Source organism: Streptomyces sp. NPDC127098 (assembly GCF_042722465.1).
In the GTDB taxonomy this organism is placed as follows: domain Bacteria; phylum Actinomycetota; class Actinomycetes; order Streptomycetales; family Streptomycetaceae; genus Streptomyces; species Streptomyces millisiae.
Genome location: NZ_JBHXFJ010000029.1, coordinates 79,576 through 92,088 on the forward strand (window position 1 = coordinate 79,576; position 12,513 = coordinate 92,088).

A 12,513-nucleotide genomic window follows, 5' to 3' on the forward strand; every position below is an offset into this window, starting at 1 on the left:
GTCTTGTGATGAACACCACCGTAAGCCGAGGCACGGGGGGAAGGACGCCTGGGGAGCCCTCCCCGGTTGCGTGCGGGATGATGAGTGACAGGAGAGACAGACGGAGAGGACGGTCATGGCAGCGCGCATCGTGTTGGTCCGGCACGGGAGAACCGCCTGGTCGGTGTCCGGCCGGCACACCGGCCACACCGACGTGCCGCTGCTCGACGAGGGTCGCGCCCAGGCGAAGGCGCTCGGCGCCCGGCTGCACCAGGCGCCGTGGCACGGGCTGCCGGGCGCCGAGGTGCGCAGCAGCCCGCTGTCCCGCGCGCGGGAGACGTGCGAGCTGGCCGGGTTCGGCGACCGCGTCACCGAGTGGGACGCGCTGCGTGAGTGGGACTACGGCGACCAGGAGGGCCTGACCACCGAGGAGATCCGCGCCCGGCGCGGCGGGGACTGGGTGATCTGGCGCGACGACGTCACCGGCGGCGAGACGATGGCCGAGCTCTCGGCGCGCGCCGACGCCGTCGTCGCCTGGGCGCGCGCGGCCGAGCGCGACGCGGTGCTCTTCGCGCACGGCCACGTCCTGCGCGCCATCGCGGCCCGCTGGCTCGGCGAGGACGTGCGGTTCGCGGCCCGGCTGCGCCTCGACGCGGCCGCGCTCTGTGCGCTGTCCTGGGCCTACGGCGAGCCGGCCATCGAGCGCTGGAACGACACCGGCCACCTGGAGCTCGGCGGCTGATCCGGCGGGTGCCGGGAGCGGGTCAGCGGCCGAGCCAGCCGCCGTCGACGGGCAGCACGACCCCTGAGACGTAGTCGGACGCGCGGCTGGCGAGGAAGACGGCCGCGCCGCCGAGGTCGTCCGCCGCGCCCCAGCGGCCGGCGGGGATGCGGTCGAGGATGGCCCGGCTGCGGTCCGGGTCGTCCTGGAGCGCCCGGGTGTTGTCGGTGGCGATGTAGCCGGGCGCGATGGCGTTGACGTTGACGCCGTGTGGGGCCCACTCGTTGGCCAGGGCCTTGGTGAGGCCGGCGATCGCGGACTTCGAGGCGGTGTAGCCGGGCACGTTGATGCCGCCCTGGAAGCTGAGCAGCGAGGCGGTGAAGATGACCTTCCCCCGGCCGCGCTCCAGCATCGACCGGCCGACGGCCTGGGTCAGCGCGAACTGGCTGGAGAGGTTGACCGCGATGACGTGGTCCCAGAGTTCGAGCGGATGGTGGGCGGCGGGGGCGCGCTCGATGGTGCCGGCGTTGTTGACCAGGATGTCGACGCGCGTCCCCGCCAGCCGCCCGGCGAGCTCGGTGACGGCCGCGCGGTCGGCGAAGTCGACGCGCAGGCCGGTGAACGCGCGGCCGGCGGCGGCGACACGGCGCGCCACCTCGCCGCCGTCGGGCTCCATCGAGGCGCTGACGCCGACGATGTCGGCGCCGGCCCGGGCCAGGGCCTCGGCCATGGCGAGGCCGATGCCGCGGCGGGCGCCGGTGACGACGGCCGTCTGTCCTGTGAGGTCGAAGGGCGTGGTGTCGCTCATGCCTGGGCTCCCGTCGCGGCCACGTCGATGAGGACCTTCATCGCCTGCCCGGCCTCCAGCGTGGCGAAGGCCCGCGCGGTCTCGGTGATGGGCTCGACACGGCTGATGATCCGGTCGGCCGGGATCACGCCGGTGGCGAGCAGCTCCACGGCGTGCTCGAAGTCGGCGCGCCGGTAGACGCGGGCGCCGAGGATCCGGAGCTCGCGCCAGAACACCCGCTGCAGGTTGACCGGCCGGGGTTCCGGGTGGATGGCGACGACGACGAGGGTGCCGCGGACCTTCACGAGCTCCGTGGCGCCGAGGACGGCCGCGGCGGCGCCCGAGACCTCGAAGACGACGTCGGCGCCGGCGCCGCCGGTCCACTCGGTGACCCGGGCCACCAGGTCGGTGGTTCCCGGGTCGAGCACCTCGAGGCCGAGCCCGGCGACGGTCGCGCGCCGCCCGGCGTCCGGCTCCACGACCACCACCTCGGCGCCGACGTGGCGCGCGACCAGGGCGATCAGCGACCCGATCGGGCCGCCGCCGACGACCACGGCCCGGTCGCCTGGGGCGAGTTCGGCGCGGCGCACGTCGTGCACGGCCACCGCGACGGGCTCGGTGAGCGCCGCGTGGTCGAGGCGCAACTCCCGTGGCAGGGCCACGAGGTGGTCGGCGCGCACGTTCCACAGCCGTTGCAGGGCGCCGGGGGAGTCGAGCCCGATGAAGGTGAGGTTCTGGCAGACGTGTTCGTCGCCGGCCAGGCAGGCGGGGCAGGTGCCGTCCCACTCGAGCGGCATGACCGTGACATGGTCGCCGACGCGCCAGCCGGTGACGCCCTCGCCCAGGTCGGCGACCACCCCGCTCATCTCGTGTCCGATGACGGCCGGCACGCGCACCCTGGCGTCCATGTTGCCGTGCAGCACGTGCAGGTCCGTGCCGCAGATCCCGGTGTAGGCGACGGCTATCCGCACCTGTCCGGGCCCTGGCGGCTCGGGCTCGGTCTCGCGGATGCCGATCTCGCGGTTCCCGAGGTAGTTGGCTGTCAGCACCGGATGGGCTCCCCTCGCGTACGTGGTGGTCCGTGCAGCGGGCAGCGTACACGAGGAGCCGACCGATACATCAGATGAATGCGGGGATTGTTTGCGGTCTCTGCGCATGGATTGCCTGATGGGATCGCTCTGTACTCGGTGAGTCGTCCGATCTATGCTGCGAGGCGCACCGTTATGCCCCCAGAGTGGAGAAGTGATGGCCCGCATCGTCAGCGTCCAGGCGACCGACGTCCGGTTCCCGACGTCCCTGACCCAGGACGGCTCCGACGCCATGAACAAGGACGGCGACTACTCGGCCGCCTACGTCGTCATCAGGACCGACGACCCCGCGCTCTCCGGGTACGGGTTCACCTTCACCATCGGCCGTGGGAACGACGTCTGCGTGCTCGCCGCCGAGCAGCGGGGGCTGCCGCTGGTCGGGATGAGCGTCGAGGAGGTCGTCGCCGACCTCGGCGGCGTCTACCGGCACCTGAAGTCCGACTCGCAGCTGCGCTGGCTCGGCCCGGAGAAGGGCGTCGAACACCTGGCGATGGCCGCCGTGATGAACGCCGTGTGGGACCTCGCGGCGCGGGTGGCGGGCAAGCCGCTGTGGCGCCTGCTGGTCGACATGACGCCGGAGGAACTCGTCGACGTCGCCGACCTCAGCTACCTCTCCGACGTGTTGACCAGGGACGAGGCGGTGGCCCTGCTGGCCGAGCTCGCGCCGACCAGGGAGGAGCGCGTCGCCGAGCTGGCCCAGACCGGCTACCCCTGCTACACCACGAGCGCCGGCTGGCTCGGGTACTCGGACGACAAGCTGCGGCGGCTCTGCCAGGAGGCGGTGGACGCCGGCTACCGGCACGTCAAGCTGAAGGTCGGCGCCAACCTCGCCGACGACATCCGCCGGCTGCGCATCGCCCGGGAGGTCATCGGCGACGACGCCCAGCTGATGATCGACGCGAACCAGGTCTGGGACGTGCCGCAGGCCATCGAGTGGGTGGGCGCGCTGGCCGAGTTCAGGCCGCTGTGGATCGAGGAGCCCACCAGCCCCGACGACGTCCTCGGCCACGCCGCGGTCCGCAGGGCCGTCGCGCCGATCGGCGTGGCGACCGGCGAACACGGCATGAACCGGGTGCTGTTCAAGCAGATGTTCCAGGCCGGGGCGATCGACTACTGCCAGCTCGACGCGGCGCGGCTGGCCAGCGTCAACGAGATCCTCGCCGTCTATCTGATGGCGCGGAAGTTCGGCGTGCCGGTCTGCCCGCACGCCGGCGGCGTCGGCCTGTGCGAGCTCGTGCAGCACCTGTCGATATTCGACTACGTCGCCGTGTCCGGCACGCTGGAGGACCGGGTGACGGAGTACGTCGACCACCTCCACGAGCACTTCGTCGACCCCTGCGTCGTCGAGAACGGCGCCTACGCCCTCCCGAGCCGCCCCGGGTACAGCGCGGAGATGCGCGCGGACTCGGTGGCCACCCACACCTACCCGACGGGCGCCTACTGGGCCGGTGCCGCCGGCTCCTCCGGCACCTGACCTGCGCTGGGGTCCAGGCTCGCGGTGAGGTACTGCTCGACCGCGAGCAGGTGCACGCCCATCCGCAGCCGGGACGCGTCCGGGTCCCTGGTCCGCAACGCGGCCAGGATCGCCCGGTGTTCCCGGTGGGTGACGAGCTCCGTGCCCTCCTCGTTGATCGCCCGCCACAGCCGCGCCCGGACCGTCCGGCTGGCCAGGGCCTCGATCAGCGCCTCCAGCGTCGCGTTGCCGCAGGCGCCGGCGATCACCCGGTGGAAGGCGATGTCCGCCTCCATGACGGCCTCGTGCGAGGCGCGGCCCGGGCCGCTGAGCAGCTCGTCCATCGAGGCCAGGATCTCCTCGGCGGCGGCCAGCTCGGCCTCGGTGACGCGCAGCGCCGCGCGGCCCGCGGCCTCCACCTCGAGCACCCGGCGCACGGACTGCAACTCGACCACGCTCTCCGGGCGCTGCAGGTCGACGAGGAAGGTCATCGGGCTCATCAGGATCCGCGGGTCGAGCGCGGTGACGTAGGTGCCGGCGCCCTGCCGGGTCTCCAGCACCCCCGTCACGGTGAGCGCGCGCACCCCCTCGCGCAGCGAGCTCCGGGACACCCCGAGCTGGGCCGCCAGGTCCTTCTCGACGGGCAGTCGGGCGCCGGCGCCCAGCTCGCCGCCCATGATCATGCGCTTGATGCCGTCGACCACCACGTCGGTCTGCGATCGAGCCTGGTTACCGCTTGTCACAACCCCTATCCTACCGCGTATTCGTCAGACGACTTGGCGTCTGGAGAATGGGAAACGTCAGACGAAGGTGCCCCGAATGCGGTAACTACTCGGCGGTAGCCGTTGCGTCTGGCCGCTAATCATCAGATGATTCGGCTCCAGCTGGCACCACCTGCACTACCTGCACCATGACGAAGGAGTCGACGATGACAGAGACACAGCAGCGGTCGACGCGACCGCCCGCCGGGGCCACGCGGGTGCGCTGGCTGATCATCTGGGTCGCCTTCGTCGGTCTCTCCATCAACTACCTGGACCGGGCCAGCCTCAGCGTCGCCCTGCCGTTCATGGGCGAGGAGTTCGAGCTCAGCGCCACCCAGGAGGGCCTGGTGTTCGCCGCCTTCTTCTGGGCCTACGACGCCTGCCAGCTGGCGGCCGGCTGGTACGTCGACAAGGTCGGCCCCCGGCGCTCCTTCACCCTGGCCGCGATCTGGTGGTCGGTGTTCACCGCCCTCACCTCGCTGGCCCGCGGCTTCTGGTCGCTGCTGACCGTCCGCTTCCTGCTCGGCGCCGGCGAGAGCCCCGCCCCCAGCTCGGCGGCGAAGGTCACGGCCACCTGGTTCCCCACCCAGGAGCGCGGCTTCGCCACCAGCGTCTGGGACTCGGGAAGCCGCGTCGGCGCCGTCATCGCGCTGCCCATCGTGACCGCCATCATCGCCGTGTTCAGCTGGCACGCCGTCTTCGTCGTCATCGGCGCCCTCGGCGTCGTCTGGGCGCTGGTGTGGTGGCGGATCTACCGCGACCCCCGCCAGCACCCGCGGGCCAACGCCGCCGAGGTCGCGTACCTGGAGGCCGGCGGCGCCCGCACCGCCGAGACCGACCCGGAGGACGCGCGGCGGATCCCGTGGCGCTCCCTCTTCCGCTACCGCACCGTCCTCAGCATGATGTTCGGGTTCTTCTGCCTCAACTCCGTCATCTACTTCTTCATCACGTTCTTCCCGTCCTACCTGGTCGACGAGCGCGGCTTCGACCTGCTGGAGCTGGGCTTCTTCGGGGCGGTACCCGGCATCTTCGCCGTGTTCTCGGGATGGACCGGCGGGCTCCTCGCCGACCGGGCGATCCGCCGCGGCGTCTCCGTCACGCGGGTGCGCAAGACGGTGATCGTCGGGGGGCTCGTCGGCGGCTCGGTGATCATGTTCGCGGCGCTGGTCCCGGAGGCGTGGATGGCCCTGGCGCTCCTCTCCCTCGCCTACGGCAGCCTGACCGTCGCCGGCACCGGCATCTGGTCGCTCCCCGGTGACGTCGCGCCCAGCTCCCGGCATGTGGGCTCCATCGGCGGCCTGCAGAACTTCGCGTCCAACTTCGCCGGCATCCTCTCGCCCATCGCGATCGGCGCGCTGGTGGACGCCACCGGTTCGTTCGTCGTCCCGCTCTTCGTGATCGGCGGCATCGCCCTGGTCGGCGCGCTCAACTACCTGCTGGTCATGGGCAGGATCGAGCCGATCAGGCTGACCGGGGACGAGAGCGGCGCGCCGCGGGAGCCGGTCGGCGCCTGACGCGCCCGTGGCCCCGACCGTGGCGCGCTCAGCCGGCCGCCCACTCGGCGCGGCGGTCGAGGAAGTCGGCCACCGTCGAGTCGTGGCGGGCCGGCCGCAGCCGCGCCGCCAGCGCGTCGAGCATCGTCCTGATCCGCCCCGACCTGACCTGGCCGAGCAGGTCGACCGCGCGCCCGGCGTGCGCGGCGGCCTCCTCGGGCCGGTCCCCGGACGCCAGGTGCTCGGCGTGCTCCACCGAGTACAGCGCGATGTTGCGCGCGAAGTGCGGCGTGCGCAGCGCCGCCGTCACGGCCTCGGAGGAGGCCGCGGCGGCCCGCTCCCACCTGCCGAGCGCCGCCCAGCAGCCCGCCCGCTGGCTGGCGAACTCGGCGTCGCCGAAGAACGACATCCACTCCGGCGCCGCCTCCGCCGAGCCGTGGCCGCGCTCGAAGGCGGCCACCGCCCGGGAGAGCGCCGCCTCGGCGCCGCCCCGGTCGCCGAGTGCCGCCCAGCCGCCGGCCTCGCGCAGCGCGAGCAGCGCGGTCAGGTGCGGCAGGCCGAGCGCCCTGGCCGCCTGCTGCCCGGCCTGCGCGGCGCGCACCGCCTCGCGCGGGCAGTCCGCGTCCCTGGCGAGGAAGGCGGTGTTGCAGAACGCGTGCGCCTCCAGCGCCGCGTCGCCGCCCACCCGGGCGGTGGCCAGGGCCTCCGCGTAGTACGAGCGCGCGTCGGCGAGCCGGCCCGAGTCATGGGCCAACCAACCCACCGAGATGGCCAGTTCGCCGGCGCCCGACTGCAACCGGTCGTTGACGGCGGCCCGGCGGGCGCCGGTGTCCACCAACTGGTAGGCCGAGCGCAGGGCTTCCCCCGCCACCCGGAAGAGCGTGTCGGCGCCGTGTCTGTCGTCGAGCAGCCGGATCTCGGTGACCTTCCGGTGCACCCAGGCCGCCTCGCGCTCACCGGGACGGCCGCCGCCGGCGGCCGCCGCGGTGCCGGCGGACAGGGGGGACAGCGGGGTGGTCAGGCTCGCCACGGCGGCGGGACCGCCGGTCATGAACGCGCGACGCAGCACGTCGCCCTCCTCCGGGTCGTCGGTGATCGGGGTGGGGTGCGCGGGGTATGGGGAGCGCGGGCGCGGGCCGGTGGAGCCGGAGTCAGGCCCTGCGCCCACTCGCCGGCCACGGACCGTCTCGCGGGATTCGAAGCCCAGATCGGCCAGCGAGCGGCCGGGGAACATATGAAGGAATACCCGTTCGTACGCGTAGTTAGGGCAGCGGATCTCGCCCGCTTCCACCCGCCCGACGTACCGGGCGTCACAGGAGACCCGTTCGCCGATCTCACGCGCCGCGCGCCGCACGGCCGCCGCGAACTCGCCGGGGGACAACTGCCCCCGCAGCTCCCGGAAAAGCCGGTTGGGGCCGGCCGGGCGGGACGCGGATGGTGACGTCGCCATGCGCGAGACCGTACCCGCTGGTGTGGTGTCACTACAGCAGGTTTCTCTACAAACCGGATATCTCACCCGTGATCTGCCATGAACTGCCAACCATTTCAGCGGTGCCAGGCCGTAGCCGTTGACGCGCTACGGCCGTTGTACACCGCGACCGACCGAGGAAGCGCGAGGAGAGGAATCCCCATGGCGGACACCGGTGAGGCGGCCCCCTGCGATCTGGTCACCGTGCCGGCGCGCGAGGGCCTCGAAGCCGTCGATCTGCTGCGCCTGCGCCATGGCATCGGACCCGTGCTGCACGACCGCACCGGTGACACGCTCGGCTTCATCGTGCCGCCGGGCACCGCCGAGCGCTGGGACCTGCCGGGCAGCGCGTGCACCCAGACCTACGCCGGCGCCCGCCGCGGCTCCCCGCCCGTCACCGGCACCCGCTGGCTCGTCCCGCCGGACCACGCCGTCCGCCAGGCCACCGAACCCGACCGCCTCCGCGCCGCCCTGAGCGAAGCCGTCACCATGCTCGCGGTCGTCGACCGCTGCCGCCCGCACCTGCCGACCCCCGGCTCCCCACGACCACCACACTGACCCATCGCCGCCGGTCTGCACGGTCGGCTCCTAATTCCGGCGGTGCGCACCTCCGAGGGCCCCGCGCCCGGCGATTGGCGCCGCGGCCATGCCGGCCGGCGGCCAGCCACGCGGCTTGTGCGGCGGCCAGGCGCGGCGCGCAGCGCACTCGCCGCGCGCCGCGCACCTGCGGCGCGCTGGACGTGGCGGCCGGAGGCCGCCTACGCCCGCGCGGTCAGCGCCTGGCGGCGCGGGGGCGCGATCACGTCGGGCGGCCGACGCGGACCCCGGCGCACCTCCGAGGGCCCCGCGCCCGGCGATTGGCGCCGCGGCCATGCCGGCCGGCGGCCAGCCACGCGGCTTGTGCGGCTGCGGCCAGAGGCCGCACAGCGCCTGGCCGCGCGCAGCGCACCCGCAGTGCCGCCCGGGCGTGGCGGCTCGTGCCGTCGCCCGGGCCCGCGCGGCCAGCGCCTGGCGGGGCGGCGAGGTCCGCGCGGCCAAGGCGTCGCAGACTGTCCGCATGGTGAAGAGAAGATCGCGGCGTGCCGGGGGGCGGCCGGTGGTGAGTGAGGACGTGGGCGGCGGGCTCGCCGAGCTCGTGCCCGACGTGGACCGGCCGCGCGGTTGGCATGTGCTGCTCGACGGCGCCCCGCAGTCGCACGTCGACCTCGACGAGCCCACCCGGCTCGTCTTCGAGTACCAGCGGCGCATCGGCCACGCCATCGACCTCGTCGCGCCCCCCGGTCGGCCGATCGACGTCCTGCACCTCGGTGGCGGCGGCCTCACCCTCGCCCGCTACACGGCCGTCACCAGGCCGCGTTCGAACCAGCAGGTCGCCGAGCCCGACGCCGCGCTCACCGCCCTCGTGCGCCGGGAACTCCCGCTCCCCGACGGGGCCAGGGTCAGGGTCCGCGCCGTCGACGCCCGCGCCCTGCTCGACCGGCTCCCCGAGGACTGGGCCGACCTCGTCATCGCCGACGTCTTCCAGGGCGCCCGCACCCCGGCGCACTGCGCCAGCGCCGAGTTCCTCGACCACGTTCGCCGGGTGCTGCGCCCGGACGGCTGGTACGCGGCCAACGTCACCGACGGCCCGCCGCTCGCCCACCTCCGCGCCCAGACCGCGACGGCCCTCGACCGCTTCGCCGCCGTCTGCCTCGCCGTCGAGCCCGCCGTGCTGCGCGGGCGGAGGTTCGGCAACGGGGTGTTGTTCGCCGCCGAAGTTCCGTTGCCCGGCCCCGAGTTGACTCGCCGCTGCGCCGGGGACCCGCAGCCGGCCAGACTGCTCGCGGGCCGCGAGCTCGTCGACTTCACGGGTGGCGCCCCCACCGTGACCGACGCCACAGCCGTCGCGTCGCCTCCGCCGCCCGACGGATCCTTCGAGTAGGCGACTTTCAGCCGTTGTCGGCCGCGCGTGGACGGGTGTTCAGCCCCGATACGTCTGGATTTCCGGAGGCGCGTCGCGCCAGGCGCACAACACCGTCACGGATGCCTGGCGCCCCTCCTCATCTGTGAAGATCACGCGAATGAGGCCCTCCTGCTCTCGCGTTCTGACCTCCCAGCCGGGCTTGGGGACGGCCGACACGAGCTCGGCCGAGTCCGGACCGATCAGCAGAACGACCTCTCCGCCCGTTGTGCTGACCGTCTCGATGCCGGACGTACCGGATTCCATGGAGGATTCCGACGATTCGTGGTCGTCCGGCGGTCGCGGACGGCGTGTCGACGAGGCTTCCGGCGGACCGTCGGAGACATCCTCGGAAACCTGTACGGCGCGCGGCGGTTCGCTGGCCGCGCCCAGCACCGCGTGCACGCCGAGCCACGCCACACCCACCGCCGCCCCGGTCGAAATCACCCAGGCGGCGGCCTTCCCAACGCGGACCAGAAACCGGTGCATCGGCGTCACTCTAATGGCGTACGGTGCCGCGCATGGCGCATGTGCTTGTTGTGGAGGACGACCAGTTTGTGAGATCCGCCCTTATCCGGCATCTCACCGAGGCGGGACACAGCGTCCGAAGCGTGGGCACCGCACTCCAGGCACTGCGCGAGGTCGCCCAGATCGGATTCGACGTGGTGATCCTCGACCTCGGCCTCCCCGACCTGGACGGCCGTGAGGCGCTGAAGATGCTCCGCGGCGTCACCGACGTGCCCGTCATCATCGCCACCGCCCGCGACGACGAGGGCGAGATCGTCCGGCTGCTCAACGACGGAGCCGACGACTACCTCGTCAAACCCTTCTCCGTGGAACACCTTTCGGCCCGGATGGCGGCGGTGCTGCGCCGCGCCGGCGGCGGGGCCGGCGGCCAGAACGGCCAGGGCGGCGGGAACGGCGGCGACGGCGTCCTGCGGGTCGGCGGCCTGGCCGTCGACCCGCTCCGCCGACTCGCCCAACTCGACGGTGCCCAACTCGACCTGACGAGACGTGAGTTCGACCTGTTGGCCTTCCTCGCCCAGCGCCCCGGCGTCGTCGTCAGCCGCAAGGAACTCCTCACCCAGGTCTGGCGCCAGTCATACGGCGACGACCAGACCATCGACGTCCATCTCTCGTGGCTGCGCCGCAAGTTGGGCGAAACGGCGGCCCGCCCGCGCTACCTCCACACGCTGCGCGGGGTGGGCGTCAAACTGGAGCCACCGGCATGAGATGGTCCCTGATCAGGCGGTTCCTCGCCGTCACCGCCATGGTGGTGGTCGCCTTCGGCGTGCCACTCGGCATGGTGGTCCGCGACGTCGCCTTCGACCGGGCCATCTCGGCGGCCGAACGACAGGCCGCGCTGCTCGCGCCGGCCGTCGTGACCGCCCGCGACGTCGACGAGTTGGAGCGCGCGGTCGCCGAGACCGAGGCTGGCGCCCAGGGCCGGATCTCGATCGACCTGCCGGGCCGCGACGGCGAACCGCTCGACACCCTGGGCCGTCACCGGGCGCTCCCCGAACTCCTGCACTCCGTCGCCGAGTCCGGCGCGGTCGAGCGGGTCGACGTCGTCGGCGGCGTGGCGCTCGTCCAACCGATCCCACTCGCCGGCGGACGCACCGCGCTCATCGAGGTCTTCGTGCCCATCGGGCAACTCGCCGAGGGCGTCACCGTCGCCTGGCTCGTCCTGGCCGGCGTCGGCCTCGCCCTCGTCGTCTGCTCCGCCGCCATCGCCGACCGGCTGGCCCGCCGCACCGTGATGTCCATCGAGCAACTCGCCGAGGCCAGCCGCGAACTCGGCGAGGGCCGGCTCGGCGTGCGGGTCCCGGTGCCCGAGGACGGCCCCGGCGAACTACGCACCGCCGCCTCCTCGTTCAATTCCATGGCCGACCGGGTCGCCGGACTCCTCGCCGCCGAACGCGAGTTGGCCGCCGACCTCTCGCACCGGCTGCGCACCCCGCTCACCGTGCTGCGGCTCAACGCCGCCTCGCTCGGCGACGGCGACGCGGCCGAGCAGACCAGGCACGCGGTCGAGCAACTGGAGGGCGAGGTCGACCAGATCATCCGCACCGCGCGCGCCCACCGCGACGCCGTTCCCGACGGCCGGCCGCGCGAGGTCACCGACGCGGCCGAGGTGATCATGGACCGGATGGAGTTCTGGTCCGCGCTCGCGGAGGACGAGGGCCGCGAGGTCAGGGTCGCCGGCGTCGAGGAACCCGTCCCCGTGCCGGTGGCCAGGGCCGACCTGGCGGCGGCGCTCGACGCGATGCTCGGCAACGTGTTCCGGCACACGCCCGAGGGCACCGCGTTCGCCGTCGACATGTACCGCGCGGGCGGCGCCGCGGACGCCGTCATCGTGCTGGTCTCCGACGCCGGCCCGGGCATTGCCGACCCGGAGGCCGCACTCCGGCGCGGCGAGGGCGACGGCGGCCCCGGCTCCACCGGACTCGGCCTCGACATCGCCAGCCGCCTCGCCGAGTCCACCGGCGGCGACCTGCGGATCGGCCGCTCGGTGCTCGGCGGTGCCGAGATCCGACTCTGGCTCGCCAGGGACGGCGGCTGGGCCCGGAAGTACCCGGCCCCGACCCGGCGCCGCGGCACGCGGCACCGGGCCAGGGGCCAGGCTCCCCTCGCCCCCCTCTCCGGCGTCACCGGCGGAAAGGGTTCCGGGTCGGACTCGGGGAGTCCATGGGAACGAGCCGCGCGTTGGCTCGATCGCCAGATCCTCGCGGGGCGCCGGGCCGCGCCCCCACCACGCCGACTCCGCCGGGGCCGCCCACCCGCCGCCGCGGCAGCCGCCGCGTCGGCGGCCACAGGCCGCCGC

The 12,513-nt window shown here is 73.6% G+C and carries 12 protein-coding genes; 7 read left to right on the forward strand and 5 right to left on the reverse strand.

The annotated features are described in order from the left end of the window. Positions 1-115 precede the first annotated feature (115 nt). Complete coding sequence (locus ACFWI8_RS19660) at positions 116-721, forward strand: histidine phosphatase family protein (protein ID WP_387092976.1); 606 nt, start codon at positions 116-118, stop codon at positions 719-721. Between the two features lie 22 nt (positions 722-743). Here the strand turns inward: ACFWI8_RS19660 and ACFWI8_RS19665 are convergent, their stop codons facing one another. Next, entirely contained in the window at positions 744-1,508 is a 765-nt protein-coding gene (locus ACFWI8_RS19665) for an SDR family oxidoreductase (protein WP_387092979.1), read from the reverse strand. Beyond that, positions 1,505-2,536 carry a zinc-binding dehydrogenase gene (locus ACFWI8_RS19670; RefSeq protein WP_387092982.1) on the reverse strand — a complete coding sequence of 344 codons (1,032 nt, stop codon included), beginning with the start codon at positions 2,534-2,536 and terminating at the stop codon, positions 1,505-1,507. The genes ACFWI8_RS19665 and ACFWI8_RS19670 overlap by 4 nt, the downstream gene beginning before the upstream one ends. A 196-nt stretch (positions 2,537-2,732) precedes the next feature. On the opposite strand from ACFWI8_RS19670, the gene ACFWI8_RS19675 reads away from it, so the two are divergent. Then, the gene (locus ACFWI8_RS19675) at positions 2,733-4,049 is read left to right on the forward strand and encodes an L-fuconate dehydratase (protein WP_387092984.1); all 1,317 of its coding nucleotides are present in this window, start codon (positions 2,733-2,735) and stop codon (positions 4,047-4,049) included. On the opposite strand, the gene ACFWI8_RS19680 is transcribed toward ACFWI8_RS19675, so the two are convergent. Continuing rightward, positions 4,013-4,771, reverse strand: a complete 759-nt coding sequence (locus ACFWI8_RS19680) for a FadR/GntR family transcriptional regulator (protein ID WP_387092987.1) — start codon at positions 4,769-4,771, stop codon at positions 4,013-4,015. The genes ACFWI8_RS19675 and ACFWI8_RS19680 overlap by 37 nt on opposite strands. A gap of 185 nt (positions 4,772-4,956) precedes the next feature. On the opposite strand from ACFWI8_RS19680, the gene ACFWI8_RS19685 reads away from it, so the two are divergent. Continuing rightward, positions 4,957-6,303, forward strand: a complete 1,347-nt coding sequence (locus ACFWI8_RS19685) for an MFS transporter (protein ID WP_387092989.1) — start codon at positions 4,957-4,959, stop codon at positions 6,301-6,303. Positions 6,304-6,331: 28 nt separating this feature from the next. Here ACFWI8_RS19685 and ACFWI8_RS19690 read toward each other — a convergent pair whose 3' ends face one another. After that, the gene (locus ACFWI8_RS19690) at positions 6,332-7,732 is read right to left on the reverse strand and encodes a hypothetical protein (protein ID WP_387092991.1); all 1,401 of its coding nucleotides are present in this window, start codon (positions 7,730-7,732) and stop codon (positions 6,332-6,334) included. A 180-nt stretch (positions 7,733-7,912) separates the two neighbouring features. On the opposite strand from ACFWI8_RS19690, the gene ACFWI8_RS19695 reads away from it, so the two are divergent. Together ACFWI8_RS19695 and ACFWI8_RS19700 are read left to right on the forward strand one after the other, a co-directional pair. After that, entirely contained in the window at positions 7,913-8,308 is a 396-nt protein-coding gene (locus tag ACFWI8_RS19695) for a hypothetical protein (protein ID WP_387092994.1), read from the forward strand. A 499-nt stretch (positions 8,309-8,807) separates the two neighbouring features. Further along, positions 8,808-9,671, forward strand: a complete 864-nt coding sequence (locus tag ACFWI8_RS19700) for a spermidine synthase (protein ID WP_387092997.1) — start codon at positions 8,808-8,810, stop codon at positions 9,669-9,671. Between the two features lie 39 nt (positions 9,672-9,710). On the opposite strand, the gene ACFWI8_RS19705 is transcribed toward ACFWI8_RS19700, so the two are convergent. Beyond that, a complete protein-coding gene (locus ACFWI8_RS19705) occupies positions 9,711-10,178 on the reverse strand; it encodes a hypothetical protein (protein WP_311603204.1) in 468 nt (155 codons plus the stop codon). 32 nt (positions 10,179-10,210) lie between these two features. Between ACFWI8_RS19705 and ACFWI8_RS19710 the strand changes: the two genes are divergently transcribed. Further along, positions 10,211-10,921: a response regulator transcription factor gene (locus ACFWI8_RS19710; protein ID WP_387093001.1), complete on the forward strand. Its 711-nt coding sequence runs from the start codon at positions 10,211-10,213 to the stop codon at positions 10,919-10,921. After that, positions 10,918-12,513 (forward strand): ATP-binding protein (locus ACFWI8_RS19715; protein WP_387093004.1); only part of this gene is annotated, 1,596 nt, incomplete at its 3' end. The genes ACFWI8_RS19710 and ACFWI8_RS19715, both read left to right, overlap by 4 nt.

Bases quoted from the DNA above. Each gene is read 5' to 3' on its own strand.
- ACFWI8_RS19660 (WP_387092976.1), top strand. From the start codon at position 116: ATGGCAGCGCGCATCGTGTTGGTCCGGCACGGGAGAACCGCCTGGTCG.
- ACFWI8_RS19665 (WP_387092979.1), bottom strand. From the start codon at position 1,508: ATGAGCGACACCACGCCCTTCGACCTCACAGGACAGACGGCCGTCGTC.
- ACFWI8_RS19675 (WP_387092984.1), top strand. From the start codon at position 2,733: ATGGCCCGCATCGTCAGCGTCCAGGCGACCGACGTCCGGTTCCCGACG.
- ACFWI8_RS19685 (WP_387092989.1), top strand. From the start codon at position 4,957: ATGACAGAGACACAGCAGCGGTCGACGCGACCGCCCGCCGGGGCCACG.
- ACFWI8_RS19690 (WP_387092991.1), bottom strand. From the start codon at position 7,732: ATGGCGACGTCACCATCCGCGTCCCGCCCGGCCGGCCCCAACCGGCTT.
- ACFWI8_RS19695 (WP_387092994.1), top strand. From the start codon at position 7,913: ATGGCGGACACCGGTGAGGCGGCCCCCTGCGATCTGGTCACCGTGCCG.
- ACFWI8_RS19700 (WP_387092997.1), top strand. From the start codon at position 8,808: ATGGTGAAGAGAAGATCGCGGCGTGCCGGGGGGCGGCCGGTGGTGAGT.
- ACFWI8_RS19705 (WP_311603204.1), bottom strand. From the start codon at position 10,178: ATGCACCGGTTTCTGGTCCGCGTTGGGAAGGCCGCCGCCTGGGTGATT.
- ACFWI8_RS19710 (WP_387093001.1), top strand. From the start codon at position 10,211: ATGGCGCATGTGCTTGTTGTGGAGGACGACCAGTTTGTGAGATCCGCC.